Genomic DNA, 14,697 nt, shown 5'->3' on the forward strand with positions numbered 1-14,697 from the left:
CGACTCTCCCCGGGCCGGGGCGGGCCGACACCTGCGTACGGGGCCCAACACCGTGGGAGGATGAGGAACCCTGATGATCAGCTGTGTACGGCGGCCGCGCACGACGCCGGCGTGGAAGGACAGGCCCCGGTGGTGAGCGACAACCAGAACCTCCTCGCGGAACAGCGACGGGCCCTGATCCTCGACGAGGTGCGCCGCCGCGGCGGTATCCGTGTCAACGAGCTGACGCGCAAGCTCAACGTCTCGGACATGACGGTCCGCAGGGACCTCGACGCGCTCGCCCGGCTCGGCGTCATCGAGAAGGTGCACGGCGGCGCCGTCCCCGTGATCGAGGCGAGCACCCATGAGCCTGGCTTCGAGGCCAAGTCGGAGCTGGAGCTGAGCGCCAAGGAGGACATCGCGCGGGCCGCCGCCGCCATGGCGGTGCCCGGCCGGGCGATCGCCCTGTCGGGCGGGACGACCACGTACGCCCTGGCGCACCATCTGCTGGACGTGCCCGATCTGACGGTCGTGACGAATTCGGTGCGGGTCGCCGACGTGTTCCACGCCGCGCAGCCCGCCGGTACGTCGGGGGGCCAGCGCGCGGGCGCGGCCACCGTCGTACTCACGGGAGGTGTCCGTACGCCGTCGGACTCGCTGGTCGGCCCGGTCGCCGACCAGGCGATCCGCTCGCTCCATTTCGATGTGCTCTTCCTGGGGGTGCACGGGATCTCCGCCGAGGCCGGTCTGTCCACGCCGAATCTGGCCGAGGCGGAGACGAACCGCCGTTTCGTGCGGTCGGCGCGCCGCGTGGTGGTCGTGGCCGACCACACCAAGTGGGGGACGGTGGGCCTGAGTTCGTTCGCGACGCTGGATCAGGTCGACACCCTGGTCACGGACGCGGGGCTGTCGCCCGAGGTGCGCGAGGAGATCACGGAGCATCTCCCCGGCCTGGTGGTCGCCGGGGAGTCGGCGGACCGGTGACCGTCTTCCGGGTCGCCCGCCGTACGTCGCTGCCCGCCGACGAGGCCTGGCGACGGATCACCGACTGGCCGGCGCACGGCCGGCGTGTGCCGTTGACGCGGACGCTCGTGAAAACGCCTGGGCCGACCGGGACGGGAACAGTGTTCGTGGCGCGCACGGGACTCGGGCGCGTGCGGTTCGACGACCCGATGGAAGTCGTGCGCTGGGAGCCACCGGCGGCGGGAAGCCCCGGCCACTGCCGGCTGGAGAAGCGCGGCCGGGTGATCACGGGCTGGGCCGAGATCGAGGTGACGCAGACGCGGACCGCGCCGGAGACCGGTGGTCGCACGCTGGTGTGCTGGTCGGAGGAGCTGCGCGCCAGCTTCCTCCCCCGCTTCCTCGACCGCCTGACCGCGCGGGCGGGAAGTGTCGTCTTCGGCCGCGTGGTCGACGGGTTGCTGCGCGCCGCCTGACACAGTCGTACGGAGCCGACGGGCCGCGCCCGCTCTTGTGCGGAGTCTTCGGGCCGTGCGTTCCCACGGCGAGTAGGCTCCGGCCGTAGGACCGTCCGCCGATCTCCCCGGGACGTGATGTTCATGGCAGTCCGTCAGCTGCGTCCCGTCGACGCCGGGTTCGCCGAGTCCGCGCCTGTGCGGCTGGTGTTCAGCGGTGAGGTGAGCGCGCCGCCCGGGGCCGTGTACCGGGCGCTGGCGGAGGAGACCGAGGCGTGGCCCCGGTGGTTCACGGCCGCGACCGCGGCGCGGTCGACGCCCGGCGGACGTGAGGTCCGGCTGCGGATGGGCGGGAGGTTCACCGAGACGGTCCTTGTCGCCGAGCCGGACGTCCGCTACACCTACCGCGTCGACACGTCGAACATGCCCGGACCGCTGGCCGGGGTGGAGGACTGGCTGCTGACACCCGCCGGTACCGGCACCCGCGTGAGCTGGACGTTCGCGGCGGACGGCAGCAAGCCCTTCCTCTTCTTCCTGCGGACGTTCCGCCCGGGACTGGGGCGCACGTTCACCGTCTCCATGCGCCGGCTGGACGCCGGCTGAGCGCGTCGCCGGCCCCCTGATCCGAACCCGAGGCGGGGCCGGGCCCGCTGTTCAGGCAGGCCAGACACCCGTCCGCAGGAAGTGCTCGATCGTGCCGGTGTACGGCGCGATGTCGATGCCCTGCGCGGCCAGCCAGTCGTCGGAGTAGTACTTGTCGAGATAGCGCTCGCCCGGGTCGCAGATCAGCGTGACCACACTGCCCCTGTGGCCCTCGGCCACCATCTCGGAGACGATCTTCAGCGCGCTCCACAGCCCGGTGCCCGTCGAACCGCCCGCCCTGCGCCCGATGGTGCGCTCCAGCAGGCGTACGGCGGCGATGCTCGCCGCGTCCGGCACCTTCATCATCCGGTCGATGGCTCCGGTCACGAAGCTCGGTTCCATACGCGGTCTGCCGATGCCCTCGATCCGGGAGCCCCGGTCGCCGCACGCCTGGGGGTCGCGGCGGGTCCAGCCGTCGAAGAAGCAGGAGTTCTCCGGGTCCGGGACACAGACCATGGTGTCGTACTGCATGTAGCGCACGTACCGGGCGATGGTCGCCGACGTGCCGCCGGTGCCGGCGGTCGCGACGATCCACGCGGGCTCCGGGTAGCGCTCCAACCGCAGCTGCTGGTACATCGATTCGGCGATGTTGTTGTTGCCTCGCCAGTCGGTGGCCCGTTCCGCGTACGTGAACTGGTCCATGTAGTGCCCGCCGGTCTCGGCGGCGAGATTCGCCGACTCCTCGTACATCCTGCGCGAATCGTCCACGAAGTGGCAGCGCCCGCCGTGGAATTCGATGAGCCGGCACTTCTCGGGGCTGGTGGTGCGCGGCATGACCGCGATGAACGGGACGCCGATCAGCTTCGCGAAGTACGCCTCCGACACCGCGGTCGAGCCGCTGGACGCCTCGATGACGGGCTTTCCGGGACGGATCCAGCCGTTGCAGAGCCCGTACAGGAACAGCGAGCGGGCGAGGCGGTGCTTGAGGCTCCCCGTCGGGTGGGTGGACTCGTCCTTGAGATACAGGTCGATGCCCCACAGCTCGGGCAGCGGGAAGAGCAGGAGGTGGGTGTCGGCCGAGCGGTTGGCGTCGGCCTGGACCTTGCGTACGGCCTCTTTGAGCCAGGCCCGGTACGCGCGATCGCCGCGGTTCACGTCGATGGTCTGCTGCCGCTCCGTCATGCGCGCCGTCCTTCGTCCCGCCTTACCCGTGTCCCGCGTGTGCCCGTCCGCGCCGGTCCAGGCGCAACAGTAAGCCCTCGACCTGCGCAAACCGTACCTTTGGGTATCCATAGCCGCGCCTTGGGCACGGGGCTGGCGGGGGCGCCGAGCGCCGGTCGCGACGCGCCCTCGGCGCGCTCTCAACGCGCCGCCGACGTGTCGTCGGAGAACTCCGGGGAAGTCGCTCTGGCGTCCAGGCGCCGAGTTGTGCAGACTTCCCTGAGGGAGCAGCACGAAGGGGGCGGATCAGCCATGGCGGAACCGGAGTTCAGTGCCAGCGGCGTCGAGATAGAGCGCTGGCCCCGCTCGCTCACCAAAGCGGGCCGGGTGCTCATCCAGGACGGCAGACTGGCGCTTCTGACCAGTTACGGGCGGGTCATCGACAGCGCGCCGCTGCGGGCGGTACAGGCCGAGAAGCCGTGGTTCCGGGGTGACGACAGCACGGTGGCGACCGTGAACGGCACGCGTTACCGGCTGACCATGGGCGGGGACGGCCGACGGCCGGAAGGCCGGCTGCTGGCCGGGCGCTTCCTGGAGACGGTACGCAGGGCCGGCAGGGCGAAGACCTGACGCCGGGCGCCGCGAGTTGCGGTCCCCTATCACATGGTTCACTCTGGTGTACATCACTCAGGGTGAACCGGTGGTGACGCTGCGATCCAGCCCCGCCGGGCAAGACAGCAGCGAGCCTCGCGAGTGAGCTGCTGGATTTGATCTCATGCCTTCTTCCGGACCTCAATCGGGGAGTCGCAGCCGTGATCAGCCAGCCGAACAGGCAGTGCACGGTGGAGCTCCAGGCCCTGCCGTCGCGGATCCGCCAGGTCCGCAGAATCGTTTCTGCGCAATTGCGCTACTGGCAGCTCGACCCACTCATCGACCAAGCCGCGCTCGGCGTGACCGAGCTGCTGACCAACGTCCACCGGCACGCACAGCCGGACAAGATGTGCACCGTCGACATCCGACTGCTGCTCGACCGGCTCACGGTCGCGGTCCACGACCACGACCCGCGCCTGCCGACCATCAGAGAGGCCGATCCGCTCGATGTGTGCGGGCGCGGACTCGCTCTCATCGAGGCGGTCAGCGAGAGCTGGGGTGTGCGCGCGGAGGGTGACGCGGGAAAGGTCATCTGGTTCACGCTGCCCACCCCGTCGGGCGCCGCTCCGCCCCGGCACCGGCTGTACGGCGCCACGACCGACGGGCCCTTCTCGGGCGGCTCCTCGGCGGGCGAAACCTTGGCGGGCGGCCCCTTCGCGGGCATCCGGACCCTCGCCGGGAAGCGCGAACATACCGCCGCCCGGTCAGCCGTGGTCGGCTGACCGGGCGGGGGTGCGCCACGCCTCGGCAGACCGAGGCGTCAGCGCGTCAGCACGTCAGCACGTCACTCGGTGGCGATGGCGCGCAGCACGTCAAGCCGTGCCGCCCTGCGCGCCGGCCGCAATCCGGCGATCGCTCCGGCCGTCAGGCCGACCACTCCGACGAGCATCAGCTGTGCCGGCGGCACGGCGAAGGCGAAGGGTGTGTCTCCCGCGCCCTCGGCCGCCTTGACGATGACCCAGCCGAGCAGCCCGCCGAGTGCCAGTCCGCCCGCCGTACCGAAGGCGGCCACCAGCACGGACTCCCAGCGGACCATCGCCCGCAGTTGCGCCCTGGTCTGGCCGACCGCGCGCAACAGGCCCAGTTCCCTGGTGCGTTCGTGGACCGCGAGGGTGAGGGTGTTGGCGATGCCGAGGAGCGCGATGACCACGGCGAGGGCGAGCAGCGCGTAGATCAGCGTGAGCATCATGTCGATGGCTCCCGCGGATGTCTCGGCGTACTCGTCGCGCGTCTGGACGTCCGGGTTGCCGAACGGCGCCGCCGCCTTCTCCACGGCGGCCGTCGCCTCGGCGGCGGGCACGCCGTCCTCGAAGGTGACGGAGACGAGGGTGTCGGCGTCCTGGGTCCGGTGCGGGGCCCAGGACGCGCGGGTGATGACGTAGTCGCCCGCGAGTGACGACCGCTCGTACACCGCCCTGACCGTGAAGGTCTCCTTCCGGCCGTCGGTGAAGGTGAGTTGGACCGTGCCGCCCGTCCGCAGATTCCGGTCGTCGGCCTGTGGGCGCGACACCGCGATGTCGTTGGTGCCGAATCCGTCGAACGAGCCGTCCACGGACCCGAGATCGAAGCCCTCGGCGAGCGCGACCGGGTCGGTGACGGTCAGCTGACGGCCGTCACCGTCGACCTCGGCCACTCCCTTGCCGAGCCCCACGGCAGAGCCCACCTCGGGGAGTTCGGCCAGGGCGGGCGTGAGCTTGGGGCTCAGCCCGCTGCCCCCGCCGCCGAACGCCGGCACGCTGACCGCCAGGTCTCCCGCGAAGGAACGGGACACCGTCTGGTCCATGGTCGCCTTCAGCGAGGCGCCGAAGACCGTGAACAGGGACACCACGGCGACACCGATCATCAGCGCGGTGGCGGTCGCCGCCGTGCGCTTGGGGCTGCGCAGCGCGTTGCGCTTGGCCAGGGCGCCCGAGACGCCGCTCAGCCGGTCCAGCGGCCCGCCCAGGAGTCGTACGGCGTACGAGGAGGCCACCGGGGCCGAGCACCACGAAGGCGGCGAGGGCGAGGACGGCTCCCGTTCCGGCGACCACCAGGGACGGCGCGGCGAAGACGCCGGCCAGGATCGTGCCGATTCCGGCCAGGCCCGCCACCGTACCGACGACGGCCCTGGTCCTGGAGGCGCCCGAGTCGTCCACGGCCGTCTCGCGCAGCGCGGCCAGCGGTGCGGTGCGCCCCGCCCGTACGGCCGGCAGGAGCGCCGAGCCGAGACAGACGGCCACGCCGACAGCGAGCGGCAGCAGCATCGAGAGCGCGCCGATCACCAACGGTCCCTCGGGGAAGGGGAATCCGATGGCCGGGAACAGGGCCCGCATCCCGGCGGCGATGCCGATGCCGCCGAGCAGACCGGCGGCCGAGGCGACCAGTGCGACCACGCCCGCCTCGGCGAGCGTGGCGCCCACGACCTGGCGGCGGGAGGCGCCGAGGGCGCGCAGCAACGCGTTCTCGCGGGTGCGCTGGGCCACCACGATGGCGAAGGTGTTGTGGATGGAGAAGGTCGCGACGAGCAGCACGATGCCGGAGAAGACGAGAAGCAGCGTGGTGAACAGGCTCAGGAACTGACCGGAGATCATTTCCTGGTTCTCGTCCGCGGACTCCTGGCCGGTGATCGCCTCCACGCCGGACGGCAGGACCGTCCGCAGGGAGTCCACGAGTTCCTCCTGGCCGGTGCCGGGACCGGCGCGCACCTGGATGCTCGCCGCCCCGCCTGGCTTCGGCGTGAGGTACTTCTCCGCGTCGGCCCTGGTCATGCCCGTGTACGTGACCTGGGCCATGCCGTCCTCGCCGCCGAACGTCGCCAGGCCGACGACCGTCACCCGTACGGGGTCGGGGGTGCGGAGCACGGTGGTGTCGCCGATCTTCAGCTTGCCGGCCTCGGCTGCACCGCGGTTGAGGACCACCTCGCCGCTCTTCTCCGGCAGCCGGCCGTCGGCGAGCCGGTACGGGTTGAGCTGGGCGTCGTCGATCCAGTTTCCGGCGACGGTGGGCGGGCCCTGGCCGCCGACGGGCTCGCCGTCGGAGCCGACGAGTTGTCCGGCGCCTTCGATCCTGGGTGCGACGGCCGCGACGCCGGGAACCCGCTCGATCTTCTCGATCAGTCCGGTGTCGACCGGCTCGCGGGTACCGAGCGAGTCGCCGGGCACCGTCACCACGTCGGCGCTGCGGACGACGGCGTCCGTGCCGCCCGCCGCGTCGCCGAACATGGTGTCGAAGCTGCCGCGCAGGGTGTCGCCCATGACGAGGGTGCCCGTCAGGAAGGCCACGCCCAGCAGGACGGCGGTGAAGGTCCCGGCGAAGCGCCGCTTGTGCGCGCGGAGCGAGGAGACGCTGACACGTACGGAGGCGCGCGTCCCGCTCATGGCCGCACCCCCGGGCCTGCCTGGCCGCCGCTCGCGGACGTACCGCCGGCGGGCCCGCCGAACGTCCTGGTGTCGAAGTCCTTCAGCCGGTCGAGCACCCGCTCGGCCGTCGGGTCCGGCATCCGGTCCACTAGGCGTCCGTCGGCGAGGAAGACGACCTCGTCCGCGTGGGCCGCGGCGACCGGATCGTGCGTGACCATGACGACCGTCCGGTTCGTACGGCGCACGGTGCTGCCCAGCAGCCGCAGGACCTCCTCGCCGGAGCGCGAGTCGAGATTGCCGGTGGGCTCGTCCGCGAAGACGACGTCGGGGCTGCCCGCGAAAGCGCGGGCCACCGCGACGCGCTGCTGCTGGCCGCCGGAGAGTTCGCCGGGGCGGTGGTGCAGACGGTCGCGCAGACCGACGATGTCGATGAGGGCGTCGTACCACTCGTCGTCCCGCGCGGCTCCGGCGAGGTCCGTCGGGAGGGTGATGTTCTCGGCGACGGTGAGGGTCGGAATGAGGTTGAAGGCCTGGAAGACGAAGCCGACGCGCTCGCGCCGCAGCAACGTCAGCCGGCGGTCGTCCAGCGTGCTCAGGTCGGTGTCGCCGATGAGCGCGGAGCCGGAGGTGAGGGTGTCGAGTCCGGCCGCGCAGTGCATGAGCGTGGACTTGCCGGAGCCCGAGGGCCCCATGATCGCGGTGAAGCGGCCGACCGGGAAGTCGACGCTCACCCCGTCCAGGGCCCTCACCTCCGTGTCGGCCCTGCCGTAGACCTTCACGGCGTCGACGACCCGGGCGGCGTACGCGGTGGCGGTGGCCGCCGTGGTGGTGGCCGCCGTGGTGGTGCTCACGCCGCACCGCCCTTGCCCGTACGGCCGAACTGCTCGTCCAGAACGGAGAGCCGGCGCCAGTACTCGTCCTCGTCGATCTCACCGGAGGCGAACCGCCGGCCCAGCATCGCGATGGGCGACCGCGCGTCGGGCATGTCCCGCGGGCCCCGGGCGTCCCGTACGCCCCGGCCGAAGCTGCCGGACCGCCACGGGGGTCCACCCCGGCGTCCACGCCACACGGTGCGGCGCAGGAGGGTGATGCCACCGACGATCACGGCTGCCCAGATGAGCGGGAACAGCAGGATCCAGGGGCCGGGTCCGCCACTGTGCGCAAGGGTGTTCATCCTGATCAACTCCTCGGTTCGCGACTCTCGCGGCTTTCTCTGTCGCTTCCGAGGTTCGCGCCGGGAGGGGGTCCGAGTCGTCGTACGGCCAGCGGCAGTACGGGTACCTCCCGGGGAGTACGCGGGCCCGGAGGAGCTGCTCCCTGGAAGGGCTGCCCGGGGCGGGGTTCAGCTCTCGTCGAAGTCCTTCAGACGGCGGAACACCCGGCCTTCGTGGGCGAGGCGGCCGACCAGTGCGCCTCCGTAGACGACGAATCCGACCCCGACGAGCCAGGACTGGACCACCAGGACAGTGCCGAACGGGCCGTACGTCACGGCGCTGGAGGCGATCAGTGGCGAGAAGACGAGCTGCGAGAAACCACGCAGGCCGAGCAGGCCGATCGTGGTGGCCGCGGCGCCGGGTAACAGCGCCTTCCAGCGGACGCGCCCGCCGAGCAGCAGGCGCTGAGCGACCCAGAAGAACAGGAACGTGCCGATGACGTCCAGCACGACGACCACCAAGGGTCCGATGACGGGCTCGTCGGGGCTGGGGGTGTTGGTGAAGCCGAGCACCGCGAGGACCAGCAGCGCGAGGAAGACGACATGGCGCCACATGGTGTGCCAGCGCGCGGTGGACAGGTCCCAGACCTTCTCGTAGCCGGTCTGGAGGGCGGAGCCGAAGGTCAGTCCGAAGACGGCGAGCGCGGCGAGACCGAAGGCGGTGGTGCGCTGGAGCGCGGTGTCGGGCACCCCGAACAACCTCTCCACCTGCGTCTGGGACTCGCGGGTGACGCCGATGGCCTGACCGAGCCAGCGCGCGAAGCCCTGGCCGCTGTCGGGTTCGGCCGCCGCGACGAGGACCAGCACCGGGACAAGGGTGAGGAATCCGAGCGCCGCGAAACCCATGGACCGGTGCATCAGCTCCATGTCGCGCCCGCGGGTCCAGGCGAGCCCGAGCGGCGAGGCGCGCAGCCACCGGTCGAGGCGCTGGAACCAGCGCGGCGGGGGTGGCGGAGGGCGTTCCGCACCGGACGGCTTCTCGGTCATAGGTGGTGACCTACCCGCGATGAGGTGGTGAACCGTCCGTGGTGCGGCCGGACGGGTGGTGGGCGGCGCGGGGGCTGTGGGCCCGCGCGCACGCGAGGGAAGGACTGGTCAGACGTGGTCGGAACCGGTCGGAGCTGGTCCGATCCGGCGGGACCCGGTCAGGTCAGTGCGGCCAGGGGGTCGTCCAGGACCGGCTGCCAGGCCAGTTCGGCGGCGCCGACCAGGCTGTTGTGGTCGAGCGTGCACGCGAGGATCGGCACGCTTCCGCTGCGGCCCCACAGACTGCGGTCGGCGACGACGGCGCGCAGCCGGGCGGGGTCGGCGTCGAGCAGTTCGCGGTGCAGACCGCCGAGGATGACGCGGTCCGGGTTGAGGATGTTCACCAGTCCGGCGAGCCCCAGGCCGAGCCGGTCGATCAATTCCTCGGCCGCCGCCCGTACGGACCGGTCGGCGTACTCCGTACGGAGCAGGTCCCGCGACTGCTCCAGCAGCGACACCTCGGGGCCGGGTTCCCGGCCGGCCGCGTCGAGGAACGCCTGCGGGTCGGTCTCGACGTCGAGACAGCCCCGGCTGCCGCAATGGCAGGGCCTGCCCTCGGGGTTGACGGTCAGATGGCCGACTTCCAGCGCCAGTCCCGAACTGCCCGTGTGCAGACGACCGTCCACGACGAGCGCGCCGCCGACGCCGCGATGTCCCGTGGCGACGCAGAGGAGTTGGGTGGCCCCCCGGCCCGCACCGTGCCGGTGTTCGGCCAGGGCAGCCAGGTTGACGTCGTTGCCGGTGAAGGCGGGGCCCTCGATGCCGGCGGCGCGAACCTGCTCGACGAAGAGGTCACGTACGGGGGCGCCCGCCGGCCAGGCGAGGTGCAGCGGGTTGAGCGCGGTGCCTTCCGGTTCGGCGACCGCCGAGGGGACGGCGAGACCGGCGCCGACACAGCGCCGGCCGCTCTCGCGCAGCAGGGCGGCGCCTTCGGCGACGACCTCGCCGAGCACCTGGGCGGGGTCGGAGGAGACGGTGACACAGCCGGGCGCGGTGGCGACGGTACGTCCTCCGAGGGCGACGAGGGCGGCGCGGAAGCCGTCGGCGTGGACCTGGGCGGCGAGGACGACCGGGCCCGTGTCGTCCACGGCGAGACGGTGCGAGGGGCGGCCCTGGGAGCCGGCGGCGGCGCCGGGGCGGGAGTCGACCCGGATCAGGCCGAGCGCTTCGAGTTCGGCGGCGACGGCGCCGGCCGTCGCGCGGGTGACGCCCAGCTCCGTGGTGAGCACGGCGCGGGTGGGCGCGCGGCCGGTGTGGACCAGTTCCAGTGCGGGGCCCAGCGCGCTGCGGCCTCTCTCCAGTCGTGTTCTGGTCGTCGTTGCCTTGCCGTTCATATGGGTGAGTCTCCCATGATCCCGTCTGTGAACCGCCGCCTTGTAAGGATCGGCCCCCAGCCCCTATCCTTCTTTTGTGCCGAACCTAAACAAACTCCGGACGGCCCTGTCGGGGGGTCGCGGCGGAGATCCCGCCGCCGACGCCTCACTCTCCAGCCTCGCGCGTCTCCGTATCACTCTGACCGTGTTCTTCGCCCTGGACGGTTTCCTCTTCGCCGGCTGGGTCGTCCGTATCCCGGCCATCAAGGAGCAGACCGGCGCGTCGGCGAGCGACCTCGGTCTGGCCCTCCTCGGAGTCTCCGCCGGGGCCGTGGTCACGATGATGTTCACGGGGCGGATGTGCCGACGGTTCGGCAGCCACCCGGTGACGGTGGTCAGCTCGCTCCTGCTGGCGGTGAGCATCGCGCTGCCCGCGCGGACCCACTCGGCGTCGGCGCTGGGCCTGGTCCTGCTCCTTTTTGGTGCCGCGTACGGATCCCTCAACGTCTCGATGAACAGCGCGGCCGTCGATCTCGTCGGTGCGCTGCGCCGTCCCGTGATGTCCAGCTTCCACGCCGCGTTCAGCCTGGGCGGTATGGCGGGCGCGGGACTCGGCGGTCTGGTGGCCGGCGGTCTCTCCGCGTCGGCGCACCTCCTCGCCCTCACGGGCGTCGGCCTGCTCGTCACGGCGCTCGCCGGGCCCTCGCTGCTGCGCCACACGGCGCCCGCGGCCCCAGGTGCCGGCCCGCCCTCCGCCTCCGACCCCAAGGACCGGTCGGAGGGAAAGGCGGCTCCCCGGAAGCTCGACCGGCGCACGCGCGGACTCGTCGTCCTCTTCGGGGTGATCGCGCTGTGCACCGCGTACGGAGAAGGCGCTCTCGCCGACTGGGGTGCCCTGCACCTCGCCCAGGACCTGCACGCCAACGCCGGTCTCGCCGCCGCCGGGTACTCGCTCTTCGCCCTGGCCATGACGGTAGGACGCCTGTCCGGTACGGCCCTGCTCGAACGCCTCGGCCAGACCCGCACCCTGGTCACCGGCGGTGTGCTCGCCGCGCTCGGCATGCTCCTCGGCGCCCTCGCGCCGACGACCTGGCTCGTCCTGCTCGGCTTCGCGGCCACCGGACTCGGCCTCGCCAACATCTTCCCGGTGGCCGTCGCCAGGGCCGGTGCGCTCGCGGGCCCGAGCGGCGTCGCCGCCGCGTCCACGCTGGGGTACGGCGGCATGCTGCTGGGACCGCCGGCGATCGGCTTCCTCGCCGACTGGTTCTCCCTGCCTGTCGCGCTCACCACCGTCGCCCTGCTGGCCGCCGCGGCGGCCCTCATCGCGTACTCGGCGCGCAACGTCTCGGCGTACGAGCCGAAGGGAGCCGCCCGGTCGACGGATGTCCGGACTGACCTCCCGGCAGACGTGTCCGCCGCTCAGGTCCGGGCAGGCGCCACCACGGACGTACCGGGCCGCTCGGCGCACCAGGAGGGATGAGTAGCGGTACTCAGGCACATCAGTTCGGTCCGTCCCACGATGGAGGCATCCAACCGACACGGGAGAATCACCATGAAGTCAGGACGCCTGAACGCACTGGCCCGGCTCGCCCAGGGCCCCGCCCGGCTGATCTACGGCAACCGGGCCTCGCAGATCTATCTCGCCGTGGTCGCCGCGACAGCGGTCCTCGTCGCCGTCGACACGCTGTTCGTGCACCACGACGACGCGTCGTTCGCGGGCGTGTGGCTGTTCCTCCTCGCCGCGCCGACCGTCTTCCTCTTCTTCGCCGGCGGCTCGCTGATCGGCGAGTCGTTCGCCTCGTCGTCCGCGTTCGGCTACGTGGCGCTCATCGCCTCCGTACTCATCCAGGCCGCGGCCCTCGGGGCGTTCGTCCGCGTACTGAGCGACAAGACCGGTCACGCGCGCGCTCCCCGCGAGGCCTGACGGGCAGCCGTCAGCCGAGCCAGCCGGGCCGTACCAGCCCCGACTCGTAGGCCCTGACGACCAGTTGGGCCCGGTCACGGGCGCCGAGCTTCACCATCGTCCGGCTCACATGCGTCTTGGCGGTGAGCGGGCTGACGACCAGCCTGCGGGCGATCTCCTCGTTCGAGAGCCCGATCCCGACGAGAGCCATCACCTCCCGCTCCCGCTCGGTGAGTTCACCGAGACCGTCCATGGACGTCGGCACCTTGGAGCGTGAGGCGAACTCCGCGATCAGGCGCCGCGTCACACCGGGCGACAGCAGCGCGTCGCCGTCCACCACCGCCCTTACGGCGCGCAGCAGTTCCTCCGGCTCGGTGTCCTTGACGAGAAAGCCCGAGGCGCCCGAACGGAGCGCCTCGAAGACGTACTCGTCGAGTTCGAAGGTGGTCAGCATGACCACCTTCACCTCGTCGAGTCCACCGTCCTCGGTGATCGCGCGAGTGGCGTCGAGCCCGTCCATCACCGGCATCCGGATGTCCATCAGGACGACGTCCGGGGCGAGTTCGCGTACCTTGTGCAGCGCCTCCTCGCCGTCGGCCGCCTCGCCGGCGACCTCGATGTCCGGCTGGGCGTCGAGCAACGCGCGGAAGCCGGCCCGTACCAGTGACTGGTCGTCGGCGAGCAGGACACGGATCACGGTGTCTCCTTCGGCTTCAGGGGAAGGGAGGCCCGTACGCGGAAACCACCGTCCGGGCGTGGGCCCGCCTCGATGGTGCCACCGAGGGCGGCCGCACGCTCCCGCATTCCGACCAGTCCGTTGCCGCTGCCGCCGGCCTCGTCGCCGGTGGCGGGGCCCGCGTCGTCGATTCGGAGGGTGAGCGGGCCGGCGCCGTAGCCGACCTGGACACGCGCGGTACGGGAACCCGAGTGGCGCACCACGTTGGTGAGGGCTTCCTGGATGATGCGGAAGGCCGCCAGATCGGCGCCCGGCGAGAGCGCGACAGGGTCACCATCGGTTTCGAGTTCGACGGTCAGCCCGGCGCCCGCCGCCTGCTCAACCAGTTCGGGGAGGCGGTCGAGTCCCGGCGCGGGTGTACGAGGGGCGTCGCCGGAGGTCCTGAGCGTGTCGAGGACCTGCCGTACCTCGCCCAGTGCTTCCTTGCTCGCGGCCTTGATGGTGGTGAGCGCGGTGCGGGCCTGCTCCGGGTCGGAGTCGAGGAGCGCGAGTCCCACGCCCGCCTGGACATTGATGACCGAGATGGAGTGGGCGAGCACGTCGTGGAGTTCGCGCGCGATGCGCAGCCGCTCCTCGTCGGCGCGGCGCGCCTCCGCGGCGGCACGTTCCTGCCGGTCGTGGATCCACTGCTCGCGGCGCACCCTGACGAGTTCGGAACCGACGAGTACGGCCGTGACCCAGGCGGCGACGCCCACTTCGGGCCCCCAGGGCGCGCCGACGTCGCCGCTCGGTGGCAGGTACGGGTAGAGCAGATGGCCGGCCAGCAGATGGCTCGCCCAGAGGAGACCGATCGCCCACCAGGCCGCCCTCCGGTGCCCGGAGACGATCGCGGCGAAGCAGGCGACCGCGACGGTGACGAAGATCGGGCCGTAGGCGTAGCCGGCGCCGAGGTAGAGCATCGCCGAGACGGCGACGCCGAAGACGCAGAAGACCGGGTACCGATAGCGCACCACGAGCAGCGCGGGGCCGACGAGCAGCAGGGCACGGGCGAACGCGTCGAGCGGCTCCCGGTCCACCTGGGCCCGTGCGGCGAAGCCCGAACCGATCGATACGAAGACGGCGATCAGGACGCTGCTGAACCAGGGCAGCCGCCGCAGCTTCCGCCCACCGGCCGGGCCGCCACCCGCCCTGTCGGCACCCGGCACGTATCGGCCCCTGATCCAGGGGGGACCGAATCCGACGCGCCTGATCTGCTCTTCCATACCCGTCACGCTAAACCGGCCGCCAGGTCCCGGGCGTCCGCCCGGCGTGGCGATCTCGCGTACTCCCCGTGGAGTACGGCGCGGGGGCGTGGGCGCTTCGGTCCGGGCGCGAGCCCGGCGGCCCTCGCCGCTCGGATCCGCCCGCGTCGGCGGCTCCGTGAGTGCGCCGAGGCGCCGG

14 protein-coding genes and 1 pseudogene are annotated in these 14,697 nt (G+C 72.0%); 7 read left to right on the forward strand and 8 right to left on the reverse strand.

Annotated features, from left to right (window positions below):
• Positions 1-132 precede the first annotated feature (132 nt).
• The 3 genes from ACIBBB_RS07055 (at position 133) to ACIBBB_RS07065 (ending at position 1,997) form a co-directional block, all read left to right on the forward strand.
• Positions 133-963, forward strand: a complete 831-nt coding sequence (locus ACIBBB_RS07055; protein ID WP_398980067.1) for a DeoR/GlpR family DNA-binding transcription regulator — start codon at positions 133-135, stop codon at positions 961-963.
• Complete coding sequence (locus ACIBBB_RS07060) at positions 960-1,415, forward strand: SRPBCC family protein (protein WP_398979553.1); 456 nt, start codon at positions 960-962, stop codon at positions 1,413-1,415. The genes ACIBBB_RS07055 and ACIBBB_RS07060 overlap by 4 nt, the downstream gene beginning before the upstream one ends.
• Positions 1,416-1,538: 123 nt before the next feature.
• Positions 1,539-1,997, forward strand: a complete 459-nt coding sequence (locus ACIBBB_RS07065; RefSeq protein WP_398979555.1) for an SRPBCC family protein — start codon at positions 1,539-1,541, stop codon at positions 1,995-1,997.
• Positions 1,998-2,048: 51 nt separating this feature from the next.
• Here the strand turns inward: ACIBBB_RS07065 and ACIBBB_RS07070 are convergent, their stop codons facing one another.
• Positions 2,049-3,158 carry a PLP-dependent cysteine synthase family protein gene (locus tag ACIBBB_RS07070; RefSeq protein ID WP_398979556.1) on the reverse strand — a complete coding sequence of 370 codons (1,110 nt, stop codon included), beginning with the start codon at positions 3,156-3,158 and terminating at the stop codon, positions 2,049-2,051.
• Between the two features lie 291 nt (positions 3,159-3,449).
• On the opposite strand from ACIBBB_RS07070, the gene ACIBBB_RS07075 reads away from it, so the two are divergent.
• Positions 3,450-3,767 carry a hypothetical protein gene (locus tag ACIBBB_RS07075; RefSeq protein ID WP_398979558.1) on the forward strand — a complete coding sequence of 106 codons (318 nt, stop codon included), beginning with the start codon at positions 3,450-3,452 and terminating at the stop codon, positions 3,765-3,767.
• 182 nt (positions 3,768-3,949) lie between these two features.
• Complete coding sequence (locus ACIBBB_RS07080) at positions 3,950-4,510, forward strand: ATP-binding protein (protein WP_398979560.1); 561 nt, start codon at positions 3,950-3,952, stop codon at positions 4,508-4,510.
• Between the two features lie 62 nt (positions 4,511-4,572).
• On the opposite strand, the pseudogene ACIBBB_RS07085 reads toward ACIBBB_RS07080, so the two are convergent.
• The 5 genes and pseudogenes from ACIBBB_RS07085 to ACIBBB_RS07105 all read right to left on the reverse strand — a co-directional run bounded on the left by ACIBBB_RS07085 (position 4,573) and on the right by ACIBBB_RS07105 (position 10,699).
• Positions 4,573-7,144: pseudogene (locus tag ACIBBB_RS07085) on the reverse strand (ABC transporter permease).
• Positions 7,141-7,977 (reverse strand): ABC transporter ATP-binding protein, encoded by an 837-nt coding sequence (locus ACIBBB_RS07090; protein WP_398979562.1) that lies wholly within the window; start codon positions 7,975-7,977, stop codon positions 7,141-7,143. Before ACIBBB_RS07090 ends, ACIBBB_RS07085 begins: the two are co-directional and overlap by 4 nt.
• Entirely contained in the window at positions 7,974-8,300 is a 327-nt protein-coding gene (locus ACIBBB_RS07095) for an SHOCT domain-containing protein (RefSeq protein WP_398979564.1), read from the reverse strand. The genes ACIBBB_RS07090 and ACIBBB_RS07095 overlap by 4 nt, the downstream gene beginning before the upstream one ends.
• Before the next feature lie 168 nt (positions 8,301-8,468).
• The gene (locus tag ACIBBB_RS07100) at positions 8,469-9,326 is read right to left on the reverse strand and encodes a YhjD/YihY/BrkB family envelope integrity protein (protein ID WP_398979566.1); all 858 of its coding nucleotides are present in this window, start codon (positions 9,324-9,326) and stop codon (positions 8,469-8,471) included.
• A gap of 158 nt (positions 9,327-9,484) precedes the next feature.
• The gene (locus ACIBBB_RS07105) at positions 9,485-10,699 is read right to left on the reverse strand and encodes an ROK family protein (protein WP_398979569.1); all 1,215 of its coding nucleotides are present in this window, start codon (positions 10,697-10,699) and stop codon (positions 9,485-9,487) included.
• A gap of 76 nt (positions 10,700-10,775) precedes the next feature.
• Between ACIBBB_RS07105 and ACIBBB_RS07110 the strand changes: the two genes are divergently transcribed.
• Entirely contained in the window at positions 10,776-12,158 is a 1,383-nt protein-coding gene (locus ACIBBB_RS07110) for an MFS transporter (RefSeq protein WP_398979571.1), read from the forward strand.
• 72 nt (positions 12,159-12,230) lie between these two features.
• Complete coding sequence (locus ACIBBB_RS07115; protein ID WP_398979574.1) at positions 12,231-12,602, forward strand: SCO4225 family membrane protein; 372 nt, start codon at positions 12,231-12,233, stop codon at positions 12,600-12,602.
• A 10-nt stretch (positions 12,603-12,612) separates the two neighbouring features.
• On the opposite strand, the gene ACIBBB_RS07120 is transcribed toward ACIBBB_RS07115, so the two are convergent.
• Positions 12,613-13,278, reverse strand: a complete 666-nt coding sequence (locus ACIBBB_RS07120; protein WP_398979576.1) for a response regulator — start codon at positions 13,276-13,278, stop codon at positions 12,613-12,615.
• Positions 13,275-14,519, reverse strand: coding sequence for a sensor histidine kinase (locus ACIBBB_RS07125; RefSeq protein ID WP_398979578.1), 1,245 nt, complete (start codon positions 14,517-14,519; stop codon positions 13,275-13,277). The genes ACIBBB_RS07120 and ACIBBB_RS07125 overlap by 4 nt, the downstream gene beginning before the upstream one ends.
• Positions 14,520-14,697 lie beyond the last annotated feature (178 nt).

The sequence above is a fragment of the Streptomyces sp. NPDC051217 genome, from assembly GCF_044455465.1.
Taxonomy (GTDB): Bacteria; Actinomycetota; Actinomycetes; order Streptomycetales; family Streptomycetaceae; genus Streptomyces.